Genomic DNA, 21801 nt, shown 5'->3' with positions numbered 1-21801 from the left:
TATTATCCTGATTCTCTCAATGCTTGTCTTGTTTGGAGACGCCATGCAATTTTCCGTGCAGACTGCCAACCCCGCCAAAGCCGAAACCGACTGCGTGGTCGTTCCCGTGTTTCAAAGCGGCGCGCTGCTGCCGGCGGCGGCCCGGCTGGACGACGCCAGCGAGCGGCTGATCGGTCAGCTGATGGAACGCGGCGACTTCGATGCCGCGCTGGGCAACGTGCTGACGGTGCCCTTTGCCCCGGGCCTTTGCACCGAGCGGCTGATGCTGGTGGGGCTGGGCGAGCCGTCGCGCTGCGGGGAAGCGGCGTTTATCAAAGCACTCGACGCCGCCGGCCAGGCACTGATCAAGCTGCCCGCCGACAGCGCCGTGATCGCCTTTAGCGACGTGCCGCTGGAGGGTCGCGACAGCGCCTGGAAGGCGCAGAAAACGCTGGAGGCCATTGTCGGCGCCGGCTACCGCTTTGATCAATTCAAGACCACCCATGCCAAACCCTCGGCGCTGGCACATATTACGCTGTGCGCCCGGGACAGCGACGACGCCGCCCTTGTTCAGCAGGGCGCCGACATCGGCCGGGCCGTTGGCGAGGGCATCAACCATACTCGCACGCTGGCAAATCTGCCCGGCAACGTCTGCACGCCGCGCTATCTGGCCGGCGCAGCCGAGGCGCTGGCCGCTGAATCCGGCGGCGCGCTCACCGCCGAGATTCTCGACGAAGACGCCCTTGAAGCCCTCGGCGCGGGCTCGCTGCTGTCGGTAGGCCGCGGCAGCGCCGAGCCCACCCGGCTGATCGTGATGCACTACCAGGGCGCGGACAATCCCGACGACGCGCCCCACGTGCTGGTGGGCAAGGGCATCACCTTCGATTCCGGCGGCATCTCGCTCAAGCCCGGCGCGGGCATGGACGAAATGAAGTTCGACATGGGCGGGGCGGCCAGCGTCTTCGGCACCGCCAAATCGGTGCTGGGTATCCGGCCCAGGCTCAACCTGGTGTTTATCGTCGCCGCGGCGGAAAACATGCCCGGCAGTGCGGCCACCAAGCCCGGCGACATTGTCACCACGCTCAAAGGGCTCACCGTTGAGGTGCTCAACACCGACGCCGAGGGCCGGCTGGCGCTGTGCGATGCGCTGACCTACGCCGAGCGCTTCAAACCGGCAAGCGTGGTGGACATCGCCACCCTCACCGGGGCGGTGATTGTCGGCCTGGGCCACCACGCCAGCGGGCTTTTAGCCAACGATGACGACGTGGCCCTGGACGTGCTCGACGCCGGGGAAACCGCCTGGGACCGCGCCTGGCACCTGCCGCTTTGGGACGACTACCAGCAGCAGCTGGACTCCAACTTCGCCGATCTGGCCAACATCGGCGGCAAGCCGGCCGGCACCATTACCGCCGGCTGCTTTTTGTCGCGCTTCACCGAGGCCTACCCCTGGGCACATCTGGACATCGCCGGCACCGCCTGGCACTCCGGCGACAACAAAGGCGCCACCGGCCGCCCGGTGGGGCTTTTGACCCAGTACCTGCTGGACCGGCAAAACGAGGCTGACGCGATAGGCGCCGAGCGCTAACATGAACGTCCCGGGCCCGGCTGCATTGCCGCCAGGCCCGCGCCGGCCTTTTGCAAAGGCCTTGTACGCCCTTTTTTTACCCGCCAGCCCCGCGCTGGTTTTCAGCGGAGAACATGCTCGTGCCTTCAGACGCCTTTCCTGACGACGCCTTTCTTGCCGACGCCTTTCTTGCCGACGCCTTTCAGCTGGTGCCGTCCAACCAGCCGACGGCCGATCACGTCCGCGACAGCATTCTTCAGGCGCCCGGGTTCGGCACGCACTTCAGCGACCACATGGCGTATATTCGCTGGACGCTGAGGCGCGGCTGGCACGCCCACGGCGTACGCCCCTACGGCCCGCTGACCCTCGACCCGGCCGCCGCCGTGCTGCACTACGGCCAGGAAATCTTCGAAGGCATCAAAGCCTACCGCCACGCCGACGGCTCGGTGTGGACGTTTCGCCCGGAGAAAAACGCCGAGCGCTTTCGCAAAAGTGCGCGCCGCCTGGCCCTGCCGGAGCTCTCCGATGACGACTTCATCGGCGCGCTCAAGGCCCTGCTGGCCCAGGACCACGCCTGGGTGCCCACCCCGGTTGACGAATCCGACGAGTGCAGCCTTTATCTGCGCCCGTTCATGATCGCAAGCGAGGCGTTTCTCGGCGTGCGCCCCTCCCACGAGGTGGATTTCTACGTCATCGCCTCGCCGGCGGCGGCCTATTTCAAGGGCGGCGTGGAGCCGGTCTCGATCTGGCTTTCCCGCCACTACCAGCGCGCCGCCCCCGGCGGCACCGGCTTTGCCAAGTGCGGCGGCAACTACGCCGCCTCCCTTGCCGCGCAAAAGCAGGCCGAAGAACAGGGCTGCAGCCAGGTGGCGTTTCTCGACGCGGCGGAACACCGCTGGATCGAAGAGCTTGGCGGCATGAATCTGTTTTTCGTTTTCAGCGACGGCCGGCTGGTCACCCCGCGGCTGACCGATACCATCCTCGAAGGCGTCACCCGCGACTCGGTACTCACCCTTGCCAGAGAGGACGGCCTCACCCCGCAAGAGCGGCCCATCAGCCTGGACGAATGGCGCGAAGGGGCGGCCTCCGGCGACATTACCGAGGTGTTTGCCTGCGGCACCGCCGCGGTGATTACCCCGGTAAGCGAGCTGGTGACCGAAGACGAGCGCATCCGTCTGTCCGCCGGCGGTGACAACGCCGTGGCCAAGCGCCTGCGCAAAAAGCTGCTGGACCTGCAGTACGGCCGCTGCGAAGACACTCGCGGCTGGCTGACCCGGCTGGTCTAGCCCCGAGGGCCGTATGGCGCGCATCGATTTCTACATCTTGGCCGATACCACCCTTGAGGCGCGCCTGGCCTTTGCCTGCAAGCTGGCCGATACCATCTGGCGCCGCGGCTACCGGCTGCACCTGCACTGCGAGGATCAGGCCCTTGCCGAGCAGGCCGACGCCGCGCTGTGGGACTTTCGACCGGACGCCTATCTGCCCCACGCCCTTCTCGAAAGCGAGATGGCCCCAAGCGTGCCGGTGACGCTTGGCACCGGCGAGCTGCCCGCCCCCCGGGGCGAGACGGCGCTTTTGAACCTGCACCCGGACATTCCCGCAGGCTTTGAGCGCTACGCCCGGGTGGCCGAAATCATCAACCAGCACCAGGCCGTGCTGATGGCCAAACGCGCGTGCTGGCAGCGCTACAGGGCGCAGGGCCATGAGGTGGTGCCGCACAAGCTGGGCTCAAGCGCCTGACGCTACACGCCACACCCAACGACATGAATTCAATGCCTCGCCCCGGCGCGGCATTTCGCTGTGAGTGATTCCATGGACAAGACCTACCAACCCGAAAGCATCGAAACCCGCTGGTACCAGCGCTGGGAAGCCGACAACCGCTTTGCCCCCTCCGGGGCCGGCACGCCGTTTGCCATGATGATTCCGCCGCCCAACGTCACCGGCAGTTTGCACATGGGGCATGCGTTTCAGGACACCATCATGGACACCCTGGCCCGCTACAAGCGCATGCAGGGCAACAACACCCTGTGGCAGATCGGCACCGACCACGCCGGCATCGCCACGCAAATGCTGGTGGAGCGCAAGCTCGCCGCCGAACAGGGCAAGACCCGCCACGATCTGGGCCGCGACGCCTTTCTCGACAAGGTGTGGGAATGGAAGGAAGAGTCCGGCGGCCACATCACCCGCCAGCTGCGCCGCATGGGCGCCAGCGTCGACTGGTCGCGGGAACGCTTCACCATGGACGACGGCTTCTATAAAGCCGTGCAGGAAGTGTTTGTCCGCCTGCACGAAGACGACCTGATCTACCGCGGCAAGCGGCTGGTCAACTGGGACCCTACCCTGCACACCGCGATTTCCGATCTGGAAGTGGAAAACCGCGACCGGCAGGGCAGCTTCTGGCACTTCCGCTATCCGCTGGCCGACGGCGTTAAAACCGACGACGGCCGCGACTATCTGGTGGTCGCCACCACCCGCCCGGAAACCCTGCTGGGCGATACCGGCGTGGCGGTCAACCCGGAAGACCCGCGCTACGCCTCGCTGGTGGGTAAGTTCATCGAACTTCCGCTGGTGGGCCGGCGCATCCCCATCGTCGCCGACGAGCACGCCGACATGGACAAGGGCTCGGGCTGCGTGAAAATCACCCCGGCCCACGACTTCAACGACTACGAAGTCGGCAAGCGCCAGAACCACCTGCTGATCAACGTCTTCTCCCAGGACGCCACGGTGCTCGAGCGCGCCGAGATCTACAACCTCAAGGGCCAGCCCCAGCCCGACGAAGACGCCCGCCTGCCGGCCAAGTACGCCGGGCTTGACCGCTTTGAAGCGCGCAAGCTGATCGTCGACGATATGGACGCCGCCGGCCTTTTGCAGGAAGTTGAGGCCGTCAACAACACCCTGCCCTTTGGGGACCGCTCGGGCGATATCATCGAGCCGCTGCTCACCGACCAGTGGTTTGTCGCCGTGGAAGAGCTGGCCCGCCCGGCGATCAAGGCGGTGGAAGACGGCGATATCGAGTTTGTGCCCAAAAACTACGAGAACATGTACTTCTCGTGGATGCGCGATCTGCAGGACTGGTGTATCTCGCGCCAGCTATGGTGGGGCCACCGCATTCCCGCCTGGTACGACGAAAGCGGCAACGTCTACGTTGCCCGTACCGAAGCCGAGGCGCGCGAGAAACACAACATCGCCGCTGACGTCACTCTGACCCAGGACGACGACGTGCTCGATACCTGGTTCAGCTCCGCGCTGTGGACGTTCGCCACCCTGGGCTGGCCCGAGCAGACCGAGGAGCTTGCCACCTTCCACCCCACCAACGTACTGGTCACGGGCTTTGACATCATCTTCTTCTGGGTCGCCCGGATGATCATGATGACGCTCAAGTTCACCGGCGAGGTGCCGTTCAAGACGGTGTACGTCCACGGGCTGGTACGCGACGCCCAGGGCAACAAGATGTCCAAGTCCAAGGGCAACGTGCTCGACCCCATCGATCTCATTGACGGCATCAGCCTCGATGAGCTGGTGGAAAAGCGCACCGGCAACATGATGCAGCCCCAGAAGGCCAAGGCCATCGCCAAGGCGACCCGGGCCGAGTTCAAGGACGGCATCGAGCCCCACGGCACCGACGCGCTGCGCTTTACCTTTCTCTCCCAGGCCACCACCGGGCGCGACATCAAGTTCGACATGAGCCGGCTGGACGGCTACCGCAACTTCTGCAACAAGCTGTGGAACGCCTCGCGCTACGTGCTGATGAACGCCGACGGCGAAGACTGCGGCGCGGACGGAGGCGAGGTCACCCTGTCGCTGGCCGACCGCTGGATTCTCTCGGCGCTGCAAAAAACGATCGCGCAGCTCACCCGCCACATCGACAACTACCGCTTCGATCACGCCTCTCAGGCGCTGTACGACTTTGTCTGGAACGAATACTGCGACTGGTATCTGGAGCTGTCCAAGCCTGTTTTATGGGATGAAGCCGCCAGCGAGTCCGCCAAGCGCGGCACCCGCCAAACGCTTGTGCGCGTGCTCGAAGCCGTGCTGCGTCTGGCCCATCCGATGATGCCGTTTATCAGCGAAGAAATCTGGCAGCGCGTGGCCCCGCTTGCCGGCACGCTTTCCGATGCCCAGGCAGGCGAAGGCAGCTCGATCATGGCCCAGCCCTGGCCCGAGGCCGACGAGGGCCTGATCGATGACGCCGCCGCACGGGATATCGACTGGCTCAAGGGCGTGATCGTCGCGGTGCGCAACGTCCGCGCCGAGATGAACATCGCCCCGGGCAAACAGATTGACGCGCTGCTGACCAAGGGCGGCGCCGAAGACGCCGCGCGGCTTGAACAAAACCGCCCGTTTTTGATGAAGCTGGCCAAGCTTTCAAGCGCCACCTGGCTGGACAACCCCGACGACGCCCCGCTTTCGGCCACCCAGCTGGTGGGCAACATGGAAGTGCTGGTGCCCATGGCCGGGCTGATCGACAAAGACGCCGAGCTTGCCCGGCTGGACAAGGAAATCGCCAAGCAGGACAAGCAGATCGAAGGCATCGAGAAAAAGCTCGGCAACGAGAATTTTACCGCCAAGGCCCCGGCCGCGGTGGTCGAAAAAGAGCGCAGCAAGCTCGCCGAAGTGCGCGCCGCCCGCGCCCTGCTGGAAGAGCAGCGCCAGAAAATGGCCACGCTGTAGCCATCGCGCCTGAAGGGTTACCCGGTGCAACGCCCGCTTCACGCGGGCGTTTTGCCGTCTTGCCGGCTAAGCCATACGCAGCGCGCGTTTTGCCAACGTTGAAACCTCGCCGTTTAACCCGGCCCGTCCCTGCGTGTACTATGTCCAACTTTTGTACCACAATGGTTTCACCGTTAAAGCCCTGCCCGACACGTCCACCCCTACGCCGGGAGCGCCTATGCCCCTCGCCATCAAGCCGCTTGCAGCGGCACTGGAACACGCCGGCATCAGCTTTCGCGATCTTGAGCCCATGGCGGATACCGGGCTGGCCCACGACCACGTCTGGCTGCACCGCGGCGGCGACGACCGAGTGGCCAGACTGCCCAAGCAAAGCCAGATGAAGCTCGCCCCCGAGGCCAACCTGGCCTACCAGGCGGCATGTTTTCAGCGAGCGGCTCAAAGCGGGCACACGCCGCGCCTGCACGCCGTGCTGCCCGCGGATAGCCACCTGCCGCGAGGCGGACTGGTGGTGGAGGCCATTCACGGCCGGCCGGCGCAGCTGCCCGACGATCTGGCAAAAATCAGCCGGGCGCTGGCCAGCATTCACGGCCTGCCCGTGCCGCCGGCCCATCAGCGCGCGCCGCTTTTCGCCCCGGCCAACCCGTGGCACGCCATGCGCCGCGAAATTGCCGAACAGGCCGACTTCGTCGACACCGCCCTGCTGCCCGACGCCGTTCGCCGGCGCATTCACGCCGCGCTTGGCAGCATGCCTGCGCAGCTCGATGACAGCGCCGCCGGCCTGATCAGCTTTGACGCCCACCCGGGCAACTTTCTCATCGACGATCAAGGCCGCGCGGTGCTGGTGGATCTGGAAAAATGCCGCTACGGGCTGGCCGGGTTCGATCTGGCCCACGCCAGCCTGTACACCTCGACCACCTGGGACGTAAACAGCCGCGCGGTGCTCAAGCCGCAGCAGGTGGCCGACTTCTACCGCCACTGGCAGCATGCCATGGGCGATACGACAAACGGCGACGCGGCCGCGCTGCTCGCCTGCCGCCGGGCCATGTGGCTGTGGTCGCTGACCTGGTGTGCCAAATGGCGCACCCAACATCTGCAGGCCCACGACGCCATGCGCCGGGGCGAGGACTGGTCCGCCGAGCTCAGCGACCCGGCGCTGATTGCCCACGTCCGCGAGCGCGTGGACCACTACCTGTCGCTGCCCGCCATCGACTTCGTGGAAGACGAACTGGACTATCTCGACGACGTTCTGGGCTAGCCCGCCCCGACCAAAGGAACCCTGCCCATGCACACCGCTGCTTCTCTCTTGCGCCATGGCCCGCGGCTGGCCGCACTCGCCTGCGCGATGCTGTCCGCCACGGCGCTGGCAGCCCCCGACCCCGACGACTGGAAAACGGTGATTGAACAGGCCGAAGGCCAGACCGTGTACTGGAACGCCTGGGGCGGCGACTCGCGCACCAACCGCTACATCGACTGGGTGGCCGGGCAGATGCAGCAGCGCTTTGGCGTCGAGGTCGAGCACGTCAAGCTTGAAGACACCGGCAGCGTTGTATCCCGCGTGCTGGCAGAAAAGCAGGCGGGCAACGACGACGGCGGCAGCGTGGATGCCGTCTGGATCAACGGTGAAAACTTCGCCGCCATGCGCGAACATGACCTGCTGTTCGGCCCCTTTGCCGAGTCGCTGCCCCACTTCGGGCTGACAAACCCGGCGGACAACCCTGAAGTGGTTACCGACTTCACCCTGCCCGTTGATGGCTTCGAGTCGCCCTGGGGGCGGGCGCAAATCACCTTTTACTACGACAGCGACGCGGCCAGCTTCACCGGCGACGGCGCACCGCCGAAGAGCATGGCCGAGCTGCTCGACTGGGCCCGGGAAAACCCCGGACGCTTTACCTACCCGCGCATCCCCGACTTTACCGGCAGCACCTTTTTGAAGCAGGCGCTGATCGAGCTCACCGATCAGGACGAAGCGCTCTACCGGCCGGTGTCCGAAAGCGACTTCGCCGCCGTTACCGCGCCGCTGTGGGACTATCTCGACAAGCTGCATCCGCACCTATGGCGCGAAGGCCAAAGCTTCCCCGCCTCGGGGCCCAGACTGCGCACCCTGATGAGCGACGGCGAGCTGGACCTGGCGTTCTCGTTCTACCCCACCGACGCCGCCGTGGCGGTGAAGGAATACCAGCTGCCGAAAAGCGTGCGCAGCTACGTGCTCGACGGCGGCACCCTGGGCAACGTGCACTTTGTCGCCATTCCCTACAATTCACCGCACAAGGCCGGCGCCATGGCGCTGGCCAACTTCCTGCTCTCGCCGAGTGCCCAGGCGCAAAAGCAGTCGCTGGACTACTGGGGCGATCGCACCGTGCTGGACATAAACCGGCTAAGCAAAGCGCAGCGGCCCCTGTTTGAGGCGCAGAACAACAACCCCGCGCTGCCCCCGGCAGACGCCTTCGAGAAAACCCTGGCCGAGCCCCACTCCGGCTGGATGGACGCGCTGCAGAAGGCCTGGCTTGAGCGCTACGGAGCGCAATAAGCGTGCTACGGCTGGCCCCCATACTGGTGATCGCCCTGCTGACGCTGCCGGTGGCGGCGGGGCTTGCCATGATTGCGCTGCCGGCGTTTGATTATCTGCCGGTGCTCGGCGGCGAGGCGTTCAGCCTTGAGCCCTGGCGGGCGCTTTTCAGCCAGCCGGGGCTTTGGCGCGCCGCCGCACTGAGCCTGGCAAGCGGGCTTGTCACTCCCATTGTGGCGCTGACCGCGGTGGTACTGTTTCTCGCCGCCGGGCAACGCGGCCGGCTGGCAGGCGCGGCTCGCCGGCTGATTTCGCCGCTTTTGGCCGTGCCCCACGCCGCGCTGGGCTTTGGGCTGGCGTTTTTGATCGCGCCGTCGGGGCTCGCCATGCGCGTGATCTCGCCCTGGCTGACCGGGGCCGAGCAGCCGCCGGATACGCTGATCGTCAACGACCCGCTGGGGCTTTCGCTGATGGCGGGGCTGATTCTCAAGGAAATCCCCTTTCTGCTGCTGATGAGCCTGGCCGCGCTCAACCAGCTCCGCCCGGAAAAGCACGTGGAAATCGCCCGGTCGCTGGGTTACGCGCCGACACTTGGCTGGCTGAAAACCGTGCTGCCCGGGCTGTACCCGCTGATTCGGCTGCCGCTCTACGCCGTCATCGCCTACGCCAGCGCCAACGTGGATATGGCGCTGATTTTAGGCCCGGCGCTTCCGCCGACGCTTGCGGTATCCATCCTTGAGTGGTTCAACGACCCCGACCTCAGCCGGCGCTTTATGGCCTCGGCGGCGGCGGTGCTGCAGCTGGGCGTGACCCTGACCGCGCTTGGGCTCTGGTGGCTGGGCGAGCGGCTTGTCGCGCGGCTGTGCCGCGGCTGGCTCTGGGCCGGAAGCCGCCGGCGGGGCGAGGCCACGCTGCGCCTGCTCGGCCGCACCCTGCTGCCCGGCGCGGGGCTTGTCGCGCTTGCTGCGCTTGCCGGGCTTGCCATGTTTTCCGTGGCCGGCTTCTGGCGCTTTCCGGACGCCCTGCCCCAGAGCGTTACCTGGGCTCACTGGCAGCGCGCAGCGCCGATGCTCGGCGAGGCGCTTGTCAGCACCGCCGTGATTGCGCTGGCGGCCACGCTGATCGCCACGCTTTTGGTGCTCGCGGTGCTGGAAAACGAACACCGCCGGCAGCTGCGCCCGGCACGTTCGCTGTGGCTTTTGTACCTGCCGCTGATCGTGCCGCAGATTGCCTTTGTCTTCGGCCTGGTGGTGGCCGCCGAAAGCGTAGGCATCGGCCCGCAGATCGGGCTGGTGATTGCCGGGCACCTATTGTTTGTGCTGCCCTACGTGTATCTGTCGCTTTCCGAGGCCTACCGCCGGCTGGACCCGCGCTGGCTGGAAATCGCCCGCACCCTGGGCGTGTCGCGCAACGCCGCGTTCTGGCGGGTGCGCCTGGCGCTTTTGGCCGCGCCGCTGGCCACCGCCTTCGCCGTGGGCCTTGCCATCAGCATCGGCCAGTACCTGCCCACAAGGCTTCTCGGCGCGGGCCGGGTCGAGACCGTAACCACCGAGGCGGTGGCGCTGGCCTCGGGCGGCAATCGGCGGCTGATCAGCGTCTGGGCGCTGGTGCAGGCGCTGCTGCCGCTTTTGGGCTTTATGCTGGCCGCCGCCCTGCCACGTTTGCTTATCCGTCGGGAGAACCGCCATGGCCGACACTGACCGTCAGGACCTCGCCGGCATCAGCATGGTAATGCCGGTGCTTAACGAAGCCGCCACCCTCGCCGCCGCCCTTGAGGCGCTCGCCCCTTTCCGCCGGCGCGGCGCGGAGCTGGTGGTGGTCGACGGCGAAAGCACCGACGCCAGCGCCTCCATCGCCCTGCCGCTGGCCGACAGCGTGCTCACCGGCCCCGCCGGTCGCGGCACGCAGCTGAACCTCGGCGCCAGCGCCGCCGCCGGCGATACGCTGGTATTTCTCCACGCCGATACGCGCCTGCCCAACGACGCCCCGGAGCAGATTCAGCGGGCGCTTGCCGCCCGCCGCTGGGGCCGCTTTGACGTCACGCTTACCGGCCACAGCCGCTGGCTTGGCGTGATTGCCGCGCTGATGAACGCCCGTTCCCGGCTCACTGGCATCGCCACCGGCGACCAGGCGATGTTTATGACCCGCGCGGCCTTTGCCGCCGCCGGCGGCTTTCCCGAACAGCCCCTGATGGAAGACATCGCGCTGTCCGGGCGGCTGAAGCGCATCGGGCGTCCGGCCTGCCTGAAACGCCGGGTGCGCGTCTCCGGCCGGCGCTGGGAGCGCCACGGCGTGTGGCCCACGGTGTGGCTGATGTGGCGGCTGCGCCTGCGCTACCGGCTTGGCGCCAGCCCGGAAAAGCTGGCCCGCGAATACACCCGGCAAGAGCACGCCAATGCACAATAACCCTTCTGCCGAATGCGGCCCGGTGGCGCTGCACCTGCTGGCCAAGGCCCCCGTGCCCGGCCGCGCCAAAACCCGGCTGATGCCGCGCCTGGGTGCCCACGGCGCGGCCAGCGCCCACGCCGAGATGGTCAGGCGCTGCGTGGCCCACGCCTGCCGAGCGCTGCCGGCAGCGCAGGTTACGCTGTGGACCGCGCTTGACCACGGCCACCCGCTGTTTGCTGAGCTCAAGCAGCGTTTGGGCATCCATCTGGCCGCCCAGCCCGAGGGCCATCTGGGCGTGCGCATTCGCCACGCGCTGGCAGGCTCGGCGGGGCCTTCCATGATCATGGGCAGCGACTGCCCCTCGATTACCCCCGAGCTCATCCAGGCCTGCGCCGACAGCCTTGCCACGCACCCGGTAGTGATTCTTCCCGCCGAGGACGGCGGCTACGGGCTGATCGGCACCCGCGGGCTTACCCCCGCCGACGCCCGGGCGCTGTTTCATGACATTCCCTGGGGCGGCGACGAGGTGCTCGCCGTCACCCGGGCGCGCCTTGCCGCGCGGGGGCTTGAGGCGGCTTTCCCCGCTACCGTGTGGGACGTGGACCGCCCCGAAGACTGGCAGCGCTATCGCCGCCTGTACCCTCGCGCGCCGTCCCTTGCCTCCCCTTTTCTTTCCCCCGGTTGGAGCCGCTGATGACCCAAAAGACGCCCGTGAACCGCAAACGCCTGCTGCTTTTTGCCCTGCTAGCGGTGGCCGTCGCCGCCTTTTTTGCCACCGGCGCCCACGAGTGGTTCAGCCTGGACACGCTCAAGGCCTATCAGGGCGAGTTTCAGGCCGCCTTTGACCGCCACCCCTGGCAGATCGCCGGGGCGTTTTTTGCCGCCTACGTGGTCATCACCGCGCTGTCGCTGCCCGGCGCGGCCATCATGACCCTGCTGGGCGGGGCACTGTTCGGCCTGGGGATTGGCCTGCTGCTGGTCTCCTTTGCCAGCGCCATCGGCGCGACGCTGGCCTTTCTGATCTCGCGCTACCTGCTGCGCGGGCCCATCGAGCGGCGCTTTCCCCGCCGGCTGGCGGCGATCAACCGCGGCGTAGACCGCGACGGCGCGTTTTATCTTTTCAGCCTGCGGCTGGTGCCGGCGTTTCCGTTTTTCGTCATCAACCTGGTCATGGGACTGACGCGCATCAAGGCGCAGACGTTTTACTGGGTCAGCCAGGCCGGCATGCTTCCCGGCACCGCGGTGTTCGTCAACGCCGGCGGCCAGCTAGGCGAGATCGAGCGGCTGGGCGATGTGCTATCAGCAGAGCTTCTCACCTCCTTTGCGCTGCTGGCGATATTCCCCTGGATCGCGCGGAAAATCATGCGCCTGGTTCAGCGCCGCCGAGTCTACCGGGGCTTTGAGCGCCCCAAACGCTTCGACTACGACATGCTGGTGATCGGCGCAGGCTCCGCGGGGTTAGTGAGCGCCTACATCGGCCGCGCGGTGAAGGCCAAAGTGGCGCTGGTGGAAGCCGGCAACATGGGCGGCGACTGCCTGAATACCGGCTGCGTGCCCTCCAAGGCGCTGATTCGCGCGGCCCGGGCCGCCCACGAGGTGCGCCACGCCGAGCGCTTTGGCATTCATACCGGCCCGGGCGCAAGCGAGCCGACGGTCGACTTTTCTCGGGTGATGAGCCACGTACACAGCGCCATTGCCGACGTCGCCCCCCACGACAGCGTCGAGCGCTATACCAAGCTCGGCGTGGACGTACACAAGGCACGCGCCGCCCTTGTCACCCCCTGGGAAGTCGACGTGGGCGGCAAGCGCGTAAGCGCCCGGCACATCGTTATTGCCACCGGCGCGCGCCCGGCCATCCCGGCGCTCCCCGGCATCGACGAGGCCCGGGTGCTCACCTCGGAAAATCTTTGGCAGCTTGACGAGCTGCCCGGGCGGCTGGCGGTGCTCGGCGGCGGGGCCATCGGCTGCGAGCTGGGCCAGAGCTTTGCCAGGCTTGGCAGCCGCGTCACGCTGATCGAAGGCGGCGAGCGGCTTTTGGGCCGCGAGGACGCCGAGGTGGGCGAGCACGTGGCCCAAACCCTTGAGCAGGAAGGTGTGACCGTGCTGACCCATACCCGCGCCGAGCGCATCAGCCACGACGGCGGCCAGCGCCTGCACCTGACGAGCGCCGCAGGCGAGCAGAGCGTGGCGTTCGACTACCTGCTGGTATGCGTGGGCCGCCGGGCCAACGTTGAAGGGCTGGGCCTTGAGGCGCTGGGCATCGCCATTGATACCGGCACCCTGGCGCTCAATCGCCAGCTGCAGACCCGGCTGCCCAACGTCTGGGCCTGCGGCGACGTTGCCGGCCCCTATCAGCTGACCCACGCCGCCGCCCACCAGGCCTGGCACGCCGCGGTCAATGCCCTGTTCGGCGAGGTCAAGCGCTTCAACGTGGACTACCGCTTTATGCCCGCGGTGGTCTACACCCAGCCGGAAATCGCCCGGGTGGGGCTCAACGAGCGCGAGGCTAAAGAGCAAGGCATCGCCTTTGAACTGACCCGCTACGCCATGAGTGAGAGCGACCGCGCCATTGCCGAGGGTGCCACCGCGGGCTTTATCAAGGTGCTCACCGTGCCCGGCCGGGACAAGATTCTGGGGGCGACCATCGTGGCCGAAAACGCCGGCGAGTGGCTCGGCGAGTTCAGCCTGGCGATGAAGCACAATCTGGGAATGAACAAGCTGTTGGGCACCGTTCATCCCTACCCCACGCTCGGCGAGGCGGCCAAGGCCACCGCCGGCGCGTGGAAAAATGCCCATAAACCTGAGCGCGTGCTTACCCTGCTGGAGCGCTACTTTACCTGGAGGCGCGGCGCATGAGTGCGAAAACGCAGCAAAAAGAGCTGGTGCTGATCGGCGGCGGCCACGCCCACGCCCTGGTGCTTGAAGCCTTGGCCCGCCGCCCGGAACCCGGCGTACGCCTGACCGTGGTCAGCGAAAGCCCGCTTGCGGCCTATTCCGGGCGCATACCGGCCTGGCTTGCCGGCGAGTGCACCCTTGCCGAGACGCAGATCGACATCGCCGCGCTGTGCCGCCGGGCCGGCGCGCGGCTTATTGCCCAGCGCGCCACGGCGTTCAGCGCTGAAAAGCGCGAAGTGACGCTGGCAGGCAATGAGCGGCTACGCTTCGACGTGGCTTCCATCAACGTCGGGGCTACCGTTGCCGCCCCTGACGCGGCGCAGAAAGCCGCACCGACGCTGCTTGCCATGCGCCCGCTGGCCGCACTGCCCGAGCGCTGGCAGGCGCTGTGCGCGCGCGTGGACGCCCTGCCCGCCGGCAGCCGGCAAAGCGTGGTGAGCGTAGGCGGCGGCGGCGCCGGGTGCGAAACGCTGCTTGCGGTGCTGGCCGCGCTGCGGGCTCGCCGTCCGGACGTGCGCTTTGACGCTGCGCTGTTAAGCGCGGGCGAAACGCTTCTACCCGGGGCCGGCCGGCGGCCCCGGGCGCTGCTCACGCGAGCGCTGAAAAAAGCCGGCGTAACCCGGCGCACCGGCGTGCGGGCCGTCGGACTGGAAAACGGCGCTATCGCGCTTGCCGAAGGTGCCCCGGTGCCGGCGGATATCGCGCTCTGGGCCACCGGTGCGGTGGGCCACGGCTGGCTTGAACACAGCGATCTTGCGCTTAACCGGCGCGGGTTTATCGAGGTGGGCAAAAGCCTGGAGGCCAGGGGCGCGCCCGGGGTGTTTGCCGCCGGCGACTGCGCGGCGTTTCCGGCCGCGCTGCCCAAGGCCGGGGTGTACGCCGTGCGCGCCGGGCCACATTTGGCCGAGAATCTGCGCCGGGCCTGCCGGGGCAAGCCGCTCAAGAACTGGTACCCGCCGAAGCGGGTGCTGGCGCTGATCAATACCGGCGACGGCCGCGCGGTGGCCGTCTACGGCCCGCTGGGCGCGGCGGGTAGATGGGCGTGGCGCTTAAAAGCGCGCCTTGACGGGCGCTTTATCGCCCGGTTTAGCCCCGGCAAGCATCGCTGACGGCTAGTCCGCCCGGCGCCAGCCGCCGATCACTCGGCTGTCCGGGCCGAACAGCACCAGCCGGTCATGGTCGATCAGGTAGCGATAGGCGTTTTCCAGCATATCGGTGACGCGCTGCGCGTCGTCAAGCGCCGGGCAGGCCTTGCGCGTGGTGGCAAGCTCCTCGACGTTGATGCGCTGCTTGTCGCCAAGTGAGGCCTTGCCGGTAAAGCGGTTGCAGCCGTCGCTGCCGCTGATGCGGCCGTCCGGCGCGATGCGAAAATACGCCGGCTCGGGCAGCGTCAGACGCTCATGGGTGCCCAGCAGCAGCAGGTTCCAGCGCTTGCCTACCGCCTCGCCGCTGAGCGGTTTGGCGCTGCCCGGCTGCTCGGGCGCCGGGGCCGGCGGAGCGCTGGAACAGGCGGCCAGCAGCGTGACGGCCGCCGCCAGACCGGCGCCCGGCCAGCGGCGAGCCAAAACGGAGGGTTTCGAAACGGGGGGCATCATGGGCTTTCCTCGGTGCGCCACCTACCAGCTGCCGGTGTTTTCCATGGAAGCCCAGGGCTCGGCAGGGGCCAGCGGCTCACCCTTTTGCAAAAGCTCCACCGAGATGCCGTCCGGAGAGCGCACAAAGGCCATGCGGCCGTCCCGGGGCGGGCGATTGATGGTCACGCCGTTATCCTGCAGGTGCTGGCACAGGCCGTAAACGTCGTCCACCTCATAGGCCAAGTGGCCGAAGTTGCGCCCGCCGTCGTAGGTTTCCGGGTCCCAGTTATGGGTCAGCTCGATTTCCGGCGCCTGCTCTTGCGCCGAGCGGGTTTCGTCTTCGGGTGCGGCCAGAAATACCAGGGTAAAGCGGCCCTTGTCGTTGTCTTTGCGGCGCACTTCTTTAAGGCCCAGCAGGTTGCAGTAAAAATGCAGCGCAGCGTCCAGGTCGCTGACCCGAACCATGGTGTGCAGATAGCGCATAAATCACCTCAACGATAAAAACATGACCGGCCCGAGGCTAACGCTGCTGCCGGCGCTTAACAAGCTCAAGGCGCGATGCCTTCGCCGCAGCCGCTGTACTGCTCGCCGTCGATGGACAGCGTAACGCGTGCCGGGTACGGCTTGGCGCTCATGTCGTCAAAGCAGGCGGCCGCTTCAACGCGCACGCGGAAAAACCGCCCGGCGTCGGCGTTTCTCAGCACCACGCGCCCGGCGTCGTTGTCCATCACGCTGACCATATAGGGCAGCGTCTCGACGGTGTCGCCGTAGTCGGTGGCAAGCTCAAGCTCGGGCGTTTGGTTATCCAGCGCGACGGTCCAGCCCGGCTCGTTGCCGTGGGCAAAAAACATCACGCCGGGATGCTCGTCCCGGGTGCGCGCGTCGCGCCTGTGCGCCAGCCGGCATGTGAGCTGGCCGCGCGGGGTTTCCACCTGGGCCTTGTCACCGCGGTTCCAGAAGCTGATCTCGCCGTTTTGATAGCGCGCACCGCTGGCCACCACCGCCTGGGGCAGCTGCCAAGCGCCGTGCAGCGACCACAGCTTGAGCGTTTCGTCACCAAAGGCGGTGACCAGGTGCTGGTTGGCCGGCGCGCAGCGCCAGGCTTCAAAGCGCTGGGCCTGTCCGGGAAACAGCGCCGACGGCAAAAGCGGCGCGGTGGACACAGCCTCTGACGGGCGGCTTTCTGGGCGATCCGCCATCAATGCAGAATCCGCCGGCGCCACGCCCGACGACGCGCAGCCGCTAAGCCATAGGGCACAGGCCAGGGCCACCGGCCAGCGATAGTGATAGATTCCCATGCAGTCTCCCTGTCTTTTTGTGCTGACATCCTCCTCTTTCTGCGCGCTTCGCGTCTTAGAAAGAGGTTTGACGCGCTATTGAATCAACGCCGATTGCCGCACCCCTTCAGGCCTGCTTATAGCGCTTCAGGTCGTCGGGGTTGAAGCTTTCCACCTCGGCGGGCAGCGCAAGGGCTTCGCGCTTGAGCTTGACCTGCATTTTTTCCGCCAGCCGTTCGGCGTCGTCATCGGTGGTGCGCCCGTTAAGCTCGGCCAGCTGCGCCATGCCCTGGTGGTAAAAAGTAAGCACGTCCAGCGCCGTGCGATCATCGTGCTCAACGGCGCGTCGCAGCGGGGACAAATAGCCGCTGATCTGGCCCAGATGGTGCTTGAGCTGCCAGGCATAGCGCACTTCATTCATCCAGGGGCGGTCCTTGAGCACGGCAAACATCGCACTGGTGGCCAAAAGCCCCAGCGCCACGCCCAGGGCGTTAAGCATAAGGCTTGAGCCAAAGGCGGAGGTCAGTATCAGCGCAAACAGCACCCCCAGCACGGCGAACTGCCCGGCCATCAGCAGGGTGATAATACGCGATTTGCGCCGAAAGGCGTGGGGGTCTTGCTGCTTGAGGGTAAAACGCGCCATGAGCGGCCTCTTGAGTGTGAGCGTGTCGCCGGGCACCCATGATACGGCGCCCGGCCGCACAAACAAACCGCCGGCCGCTTGCCGGTGTCAGGCCAGCCGCTCGGCGGCCGTTTTCAGCAGCCGCTCGGTGGTGTCCCAGCCGATGCAGCCGTCGGTAATCGAAACGCCGTGGCGCAGCGCGCCGGGCACCAGCGGCTGCTTGCCTTCGTGCAAAAAGCTTTCCAGCATCAGCGCGGCCAGGTTCAGGTTGCCCGCCTCGCGCTGGGCGAGCACATCAAGCATGACCTCGCTTTGGCGGCGGTGGTCCTTGCACGCGTTGGCGTGGCTGCAGTCGACCATCAGCCGCGGGTTCTGCCCGGCGCTTTCCAGCGCCGCCGCCGCCGCCTGCACGTGCTCCGCCCGGTAGTTGGGCGCACCGCTGCCGCCGCGCAGCACCAGGTGGGTATGCGGGTTGCCCGACGTTTGCGCCATCACCGGGCGGCCGGCGGCGTCCATGGCGAAGTGCCGGTGCGGATGCGCCGCCGCGCCCATGGCGTCAACGGCGACCTGAACGCCGCCGCTGGTTGCGTTTTTAAACCCCACCGCGGCGTCAAGGCCGCTGGCAAGCTCGCGGTGCAGCTGGGATTCGGTCGTCCGCGCGCCGATGGCCACCCAGCTGAGCAGATCTTCCAGATACGGCGCCAGCATGGGCTGCAAAAGCTCGGTGGCCACGGGCAGGCCGCACTCGGCTACGTCGCGCATCAATGCACGAGACAACGCAAGCCCCCGGGCAATATCGCCGCTGCCGTCAAGGTCCGGGTCGTAGGCAAGGCCTTTCCAGCCCACGGTGGTGCGGGGCTTTTCTACGTAGACGCGCATCACCGGCACGATCTGCCCGGCGAGCTCATCACTGAGCCGCGCCAGGCGCTCGGCGTACTCCATCACCGCACGCGGGTCGTGGGCCGAGCATGGCCCCACCGCGACCAGCAGGCGGGGGTCGTCGCCGGACAGAATGCGCTTGACCGAGGCGCGCCGGGCGTTGATCTGTGCGGCCAGCGCCGGGCTTAGCGGGTACTCGGCGTGAAGCGTGGCCGGGGCGGGCAGCGGCTGCGGGCCGGCGGGGTCGGCGTCGGGCGCCGTTTGCGGGGCAGTCGCGGTCTTGAGCATCGTGGCAGTGGCATTCATCGGTTATCGCTCCGTCGGAAAGGGACATCGTGGGCTCTTGCCACCGTCATGAACGCGGCCGGAGGTGGCAGCTGCTGCCGGCCGCGCGGGGCTAAATCGCCAGCCGTGGCCATACGCCGGGTACCCGTTGTCGACAAAAAAGGCGATGTAGGCCGGTGCGCGGTCGGTCATGACGAAGCTCCTGATGAAAAATATCCGATGAAGAAAAAACGTATCGCGGTGCTGCTGCCTAAACGCAAAAACCCCGGCGGGCGGCCCACCGGGGTTTTACATGGCGGGCCACCCGTTGGGGGTGCCCGTTGGCGCGGCTCAGTCGCCGGCCACGGCCACCCCCTGGCTAAACCAGTAGCTTTCGCCGTACGCATAGACAGACGCGGTGCGCGGCACCGATACATCGCCTGGCAGGTTGAAAAAAGCAGCGGTATGCATGGGGGTTGTCCGTTGAGTCAAGCAGCCGGAATAAAACGTGGTCAGCCCAGCGTAGCCCGAAGGCCGGCTGGCTGGCAAGCGCTTGTTTAGCCGGTGAACGTTAAAATCCAGCCGATGGTGGCCGGCAGGCAAGCCATGCCGACCAGCACAACCAGCCCCATCACGATGGCAAAAAAGCCGCTGTTATCATAAGAATGTTCGTTGTGGGCCATACCCGCCTCCTTGTTTCACTCACTTGATGCGCCGCGTATCCGGCCGGCGTTTCCCGATTTTTTGCGCCGGCGACACTCGCTGCGCGGCGTCGCTACGCGGCCAGTCTAGCAAATTCCGGGGCGGCGTTTCAGGCTTTCTGCCGGCCGCACTGCTGTCTTGTCAGGCCTTACGGCTCTAAGCCTGGCGGCGCGGCGCGTAGCTGAACACGTCGGAAAACACCCGGGTCTGATCGATGCCCTTCTCTGCCAGAATGTCCAGGCAGGCATACACCATCCCCGGCGAGCCGGACAGATAGACATCGCAGCCGGCCGGGGTTAGCGGGGCGTCTTCGAGCACCTCATCGATGCGCCCCTGGTGATGCATAATACGCTCGCCGTCGGCCAGCGGCTCCAGCAGCGCAAGCTCGGTCACCGCATGAAAGGTAAAATGCGGATACGTCTGCGCCCAGCGCGTGGCAAGCGGCTCCAGGTAGAGCTCGCGATGCTCGCGAACGGCCCACCAAAGCTGGATGTCGCGCTCGGGGTTTTGCGCAAGCGCGGCTTCTATCAGCGCTTTCATCTGGGCAAAACCGGTGCCGGCGGCAACCAGCAACAGCGGGCGCGTGCTGGACATATCCAGCACGCAGTCGCCGCCGGGCAGGCGTACGGTGAGCTTTTGCGCTACCTGCAACAGCTCGCGCAGGCGTGCGGAGTTGCTGCGCTCGGGCCAGTGCTGCACGTGAAGCTCCAGCCGACCGTCGTCGCGGTCGCCGCTGGCAATGGAGAACGGCACCCAGGTACTCTCATCCAGCTCAAGCTCCAGATACTGCCCCGGCGCATGGGTGAGCGCCTCGGCACGCCCTTCCAGGGTTACGCCAAACACATCAGAGTTGAGATCTTCCACTTCGCTGACCCGGCAGGTCATCGTCCTAGCACTCATGCAAACCTCTTGTTCAGCGCCTTATCCAGGCGATGCGACGAAATGTGTGTCAATGATCACCGCCGCTGCGCGCAGGCGGTAGCGGAATGCCGATGCCAAGCGATGCCCAGCGCTTGTCTACCCGCGCCTTGACCGCGCTGTCCATGGCGATGGGCTCGCCCCACTCGCGCTGGGTTTCGCCGGGCCATTTGTTGGTGGCATCAAAGCCCATCTTCGAGCCAAGCCCTGATACCGGCGAGGCAAAGTCCAGGTAGTCGATCGGCGTGTTTTCCACAATGGTGGTGTCTCGGGCCGGGTCCATGCGCGTGGTCATCGCCCAGATCACGTCTTCCCAGCGCCGGGCGTCAACGTCGTCGTCGAGCACCACCACAAACTTGGTGTACATGAACTGGCGCAGAAAGCTCCACACGCCCATCATCACGCGTTTGGCGTGGCCGGGATACTGCTTTTTCATGGTCACCACCGCCATGCGGTAGGAGCAGCCCTCCGGCGGCAGGTAGAAATCCACGATTTCGGGGAACTGCTTGCGCAGAATGGGCACAAACACTTCGTTGAGCGCCACGCCCAGAATCGCCGGCTCGTCCGGCGGGCGGCCGGTGTAGGTGGAGTGATATATCGCGTCCCGGCGCCGGGTCAGGCGCGTCACGGTGAAAACCGGGAACGTGTCCACCTCGTTGTAGTAGCCGGTGTGATCACCGAAGGGGCCTTCCGGGGCCATGTCGTCGGGGTAGATAAAGCCTTCGAGGATAATCTCGCTTGATGCCGGCACCTCAAGCTCGGCGTGGCCGCATTTGACAAGCTCGGTGCGCGAGCCGCGCAAAAGCCCGGCAAAGGCGTATTCCGACAGCGTATCCGGCACCGGGGTGACCGCGCCGAGAATGGTGGCCGGGTCCGCGCCCAGCGCCACCGCCACGGGGAACGGCTCGCCGGGGTGGGCCTTTTGAAACTCCTTGAAGTCCAGCGCCCCGCCGCGGTGGGACAGCCAGCGCATGATCAAACGATTCTTGCCGATTTTTTGCTGGCGGTAGATGCCCAGGTTCTGGCGCTCTTTATGCGGGCCTTTGGTGACCACCAGCGACCAGGTCACCAGCGGGGCGGCGTCGCCCGGCCAGCAGTGCTGAATCGGCAGGCGGTCCAGGTCGACGGCGTCGCCCTCTTCCACGACCTCCTGCACCGGGGCGCGCTTGACCGTTTTCGGCCCCATGCTCAGCGCCTGGCGGAAAATCGGCAGCTTCTGCCAGGCGTCTTTCAGGCCCTTGGGCGGGTCAGGCTCTTTTAAAAACGCCAGCAGCTTGCCGATCTCGCCAAGTGCGGCGACCGAGTCTTCGCCCATGCCCATGGCCACCCGCTCGGGCGTGCCGAACAGGTTGCCCAAAAGCGGCATATCGTGGCCTTTGACGTTTTCAAACAAAAGCGCCGGCCCGCCGGCGCGCAGGGTGCGGTCGCAGATTTCGGTGACTTCAAGATAGGGATCGACCTGGGCGGAGACGCGAACCAGCTCGCCTCGGGTTTCCAGCGTCTGGATAAACTCGCGCAAATCGCGGTATTTCACGGCGGGCCCTCTTCTCCTTGGCGCTCGT

Annotated in this window: 19 protein-coding genes; 11 read left to right on the top strand and 8 right to left on the bottom strand. The window is 66.5% G+C overall.

Annotation, left to right across the window (positions count from 1 at the left end; translation table 11 throughout):
* Positions 1-43: 43 nt before the first annotated feature.
* The 11 genes from ACZ415_RS07560 to ACZ415_RS07510 all read left to right on the top strand — a co-directional run bounded on the left by ACZ415_RS07560 (position 44) and on the right by ACZ415_RS07510 (position 15112).
* The gene (locus ACZ415_RS07560) at positions 44-1564 is read left to right on the top strand and encodes a leucyl aminopeptidase (RefSeq protein ID WP_344705044.1); all 1521 of its coding nucleotides are present in this window, start codon (positions 44-46) and stop codon (positions 1562-1564) included.
* Positions 1565-1677: 113 nt separating this feature from the next.
* Complete coding sequence (locus ACZ415_RS07555) at positions 1678-2829, top strand: branched-chain amino acid aminotransferase (RefSeq protein WP_344705045.1); 1152 nt, start codon at positions 1678-1680, stop codon at positions 2827-2829.
* 13 nt (positions 2830-2842) lie between these two features.
* Positions 2843-3283 carry a DNA polymerase III subunit chi gene (locus ACZ415_RS07550; protein ID WP_344705046.1) on the top strand — a complete coding sequence of 147 codons (441 nt, stop codon included), beginning with the start codon at positions 2843-2845 and terminating at the stop codon, positions 3281-3283.
* A gap of 72 nt (positions 3284-3355) precedes the next feature.
* Positions 3356-6214 (top strand): valine--tRNA ligase, encoded by a 2859-nt coding sequence (locus ACZ415_RS07545; protein ID WP_344705161.1) that lies wholly within the window; start codon positions 3356-3358, stop codon positions 6212-6214.
* 217 nt (positions 6215-6431) lie between these two features.
* Positions 6432-7469 carry a phosphotransferase gene (locus ACZ415_RS07540; protein WP_344705047.1) on the top strand — a complete coding sequence of 346 codons (1038 nt, stop codon included), beginning with the start codon at positions 6432-6434 and terminating at the stop codon, positions 7467-7469.
* A 27-nt stretch (positions 7470-7496) separates the two neighbouring features.
* A complete protein-coding gene (locus tag ACZ415_RS07535; protein ID WP_425552769.1) occupies positions 7497-8741 on the top strand; it encodes an ABC transporter substrate-binding protein in 1245 nt (414 codons plus the stop codon).
* A 2-nt stretch (positions 8742-8743) separates the two neighbouring features.
* The gene (locus tag ACZ415_RS07530) at positions 8744-10420 is read left to right on the top strand and encodes an ABC transporter permease (protein WP_344705049.1); all 1677 of its coding nucleotides are present in this window, start codon (positions 8744-8746) and stop codon (positions 10418-10420) included.
* Complete coding sequence (locus ACZ415_RS07525; RefSeq protein ID WP_344705051.1) at positions 10407-11126, top strand: TIGR04283 family arsenosugar biosynthesis glycosyltransferase; 720 nt, start codon at positions 10407-10409, stop codon at positions 11124-11126. The genes ACZ415_RS07530 and ACZ415_RS07525 overlap by 14 nt, the downstream gene beginning before the upstream one ends.
* Entirely contained in the window at positions 11116-11802 is a 687-nt protein-coding gene (locus ACZ415_RS07520) for a TIGR04282 family arsenosugar biosynthesis glycosyltransferase (RefSeq protein ID WP_344705052.1), read from the top strand. The genes ACZ415_RS07525 and ACZ415_RS07520 overlap by 11 nt, the downstream gene beginning before the upstream one ends.
* Positions 11802-13964 (top strand): FAD-dependent oxidoreductase, encoded by a 2163-nt coding sequence (locus ACZ415_RS07515; protein ID WP_344705053.1) that lies wholly within the window; start codon positions 11802-11804, stop codon positions 13962-13964. The genes ACZ415_RS07520 and ACZ415_RS07515 overlap by 1 nt, the downstream gene beginning before the upstream one ends.
* Complete coding sequence (locus ACZ415_RS07510; RefSeq protein WP_344705054.1) at positions 13961-15112, top strand: FAD-dependent oxidoreductase; 1152 nt, start codon at positions 13961-13963, stop codon at positions 15110-15112. Before ACZ415_RS07515 ends, ACZ415_RS07510 begins: the two co-directional genes overlap by 4 nt.
* 3 nt (positions 15113-15115) lie before the next feature.
* On the opposite strand, the gene ACZ415_RS07505 is transcribed toward ACZ415_RS07510, so the two are convergent.
* The 8 genes from ACZ415_RS07505 to ubiD form a co-directional block, all read right to left on the bottom strand.
* Positions 15116-15598: an META domain-containing protein gene (locus tag ACZ415_RS07505; protein ID WP_344705055.1), complete on the bottom strand. Its 483-nt coding sequence runs from the start codon at positions 15596-15598 to the stop codon at positions 15116-15118.
* A gap of 21 nt (positions 15599-15619) precedes the next feature.
* On the bottom strand, positions 15620-16060 hold the full coding sequence (gene gloA / locus ACZ415_RS07500) for a lactoylglutathione lyase (protein WP_344705056.1): 441 nt from the start codon (positions 16058-16060) through the stop codon (positions 15620-15622).
* Between the two features lie 65 nt (positions 16061-16125).
* On the bottom strand, positions 16126-16875 hold the full coding sequence (locus ACZ415_RS07495; RefSeq protein WP_344705057.1) for an MliC family protein: 750 nt from the start codon (positions 16873-16875) through the stop codon (positions 16126-16128).
* Positions 16876-16981: 106 nt separating this feature from the next.
* Positions 16982-17497 (bottom strand): DUF3087 family protein, encoded by a 516-nt coding sequence (locus tag ACZ415_RS07490; protein ID WP_344705058.1) that lies wholly within the window; start codon positions 17495-17497, stop codon positions 16982-16984.
* An 87-nt stretch (positions 17498-17584) separates the two neighbouring features.
* Positions 17585-18661, bottom strand: a complete 1077-nt coding sequence (locus tag ACZ415_RS07485) for a 3-deoxy-7-phosphoheptulonate synthase (RefSeq protein ID WP_344705059.1) — start codon at positions 18659-18661, stop codon at positions 17585-17587.
* Positions 18662-19176: 515 nt separating this feature from the next.
* Positions 19177-19302: a hypothetical protein gene (locus ACZ415_RS07480; protein ID WP_344705060.1), complete on the bottom strand. Its 126-nt coding sequence runs from the start codon at positions 19300-19302 to the stop codon at positions 19177-19179.
* Positions 19303-19477: 175 nt separating this feature from the next.
* Positions 19478-20221 carry an NAD(P)H-flavin reductase gene (locus ACZ415_RS07475; RefSeq protein WP_344705061.1) on the bottom strand — a complete coding sequence of 248 codons (744 nt, stop codon included), beginning with the start codon at positions 20219-20221 and terminating at the stop codon, positions 19478-19480.
* 49 nt (positions 20222-20270) lie between these two features.
* Complete coding sequence (gene ubiD / locus ACZ415_RS07470) at positions 20271-21773, bottom strand: 4-hydroxy-3-polyprenylbenzoate decarboxylase (RefSeq protein ID WP_344705062.1); 1503 nt, start codon at positions 21771-21773, stop codon at positions 20271-20273.
* Positions 21774-21801 lie beyond the last annotated feature (28 nt).

It is taken from the genome of Halomonas cibimaris, from assembly GCF_055379665.1.
The sequence above is the reverse complement of the archived record's forward strand: the minus strand, read 5'-3'. Positions and strand labels throughout refer to the sequence as shown.

What these genes read in the sequence shown, in the direction of transcription:
- ACZ415_RS07560 (WP_344705044.1), top strand. Translation starts at nt 44, where the DNA reads ATGCAATTTTCCGTGCAGACTGCCAACCCCGCCAAAGCCGAAACCGAC.
- ACZ415_RS07555 (WP_344705045.1), top strand. Translation starts at nt 1,678, where the DNA reads ATGCTCGTGCCTTCAGACGCCTTTCCTGACGACGCCTTTCTTGCCGAC.
- ACZ415_RS07550 (WP_344705046.1), top strand. Translation starts at nt 2,843, where the DNA reads ATGGCGCGCATCGATTTCTACATCTTGGCCGATACCACCCTTGAGGCG.
- ACZ415_RS07545 (WP_344705161.1), top strand. Translation starts at nt 3,356, where the DNA reads ATGGACAAGACCTACCAACCCGAAAGCATCGAAACCCGCTGGTACCAG.
- ACZ415_RS07540 (WP_344705047.1), top strand. Translation starts at nt 6,432, where the DNA reads ATGCCCCTCGCCATCAAGCCGCTTGCAGCGGCACTGGAACACGCCGGC.
- ACZ415_RS07535 (WP_425552769.1), top strand. Translation starts at nt 7,497, where the DNA reads ATGCACACCGCTGCTTCTCTCTTGCGCCATGGCCCGCGGCTGGCCGCA.
- ACZ415_RS07525 (WP_344705051.1), top strand. Translation starts at nt 10,407, where the DNA reads ATGGCCGACACTGACCGTCAGGACCTCGCCGGCATCAGCATGGTAATG.
- ACZ415_RS07520 (WP_344705052.1), top strand. Translation starts at nt 11,116, where the DNA reads ATGCACAATAACCCTTCTGCCGAATGCGGCCCGGTGGCGCTGCACCTG.
- ACZ415_RS07515 (WP_344705053.1), top strand. Translation starts at nt 11,802, where the DNA reads ATGACCCAAAAGACGCCCGTGAACCGCAAACGCCTGCTGCTTTTTGCC.
- ACZ415_RS07510 (WP_344705054.1), top strand. Translation starts at nt 13,961, where the DNA reads ATGAGTGCGAAAACGCAGCAAAAAGAGCTGGTGCTGATCGGCGGCGGC.
- ACZ415_RS07505 (WP_344705055.1), bottom strand. Translation starts at nt 15,598, where the DNA reads ATGATGCCCCCCGTTTCGAAACCCTCCGTTTTGGCTCGCCGCTGGCCG.
- gloA (WP_344705056.1), bottom strand. Translation starts at nt 16,060, where the DNA reads ATGCGCTATCTGCACACCATGGTTCGGGTCAGCGACCTGGACGCTGCG.
- ACZ415_RS07495 (WP_344705057.1), bottom strand. Translation starts at nt 16,875, where the DNA reads ATGGGAATCTATCACTATCGCTGGCCGGTGGCCCTGGCCTGTGCCCTA.
- ACZ415_RS07490 (WP_344705058.1), bottom strand. Translation starts at nt 17,497, where the DNA reads ATGGCGCGTTTTACCCTCAAGCAGCAAGACCCCCACGCCTTTCGGCGC.
- ACZ415_RS07485 (WP_344705059.1), bottom strand. Translation starts at nt 18,661, where the DNA reads ATGAATGCCACTGCCACGATGCTCAAGACCGCGACTGCCCCGCAAACG.
- ACZ415_RS07480 (WP_344705060.1), bottom strand. Translation starts at nt 19,302, where the DNA reads ATGGCCCACAACGAACATTCTTATGATAACAGCGGCTTTTTTGCCATC.
- ACZ415_RS07475 (WP_344705061.1), bottom strand. Translation starts at nt 20,221, where the DNA reads ATGAGTGCTAGGACGATGACCTGCCGGGTCAGCGAAGTGGAAGATCTC.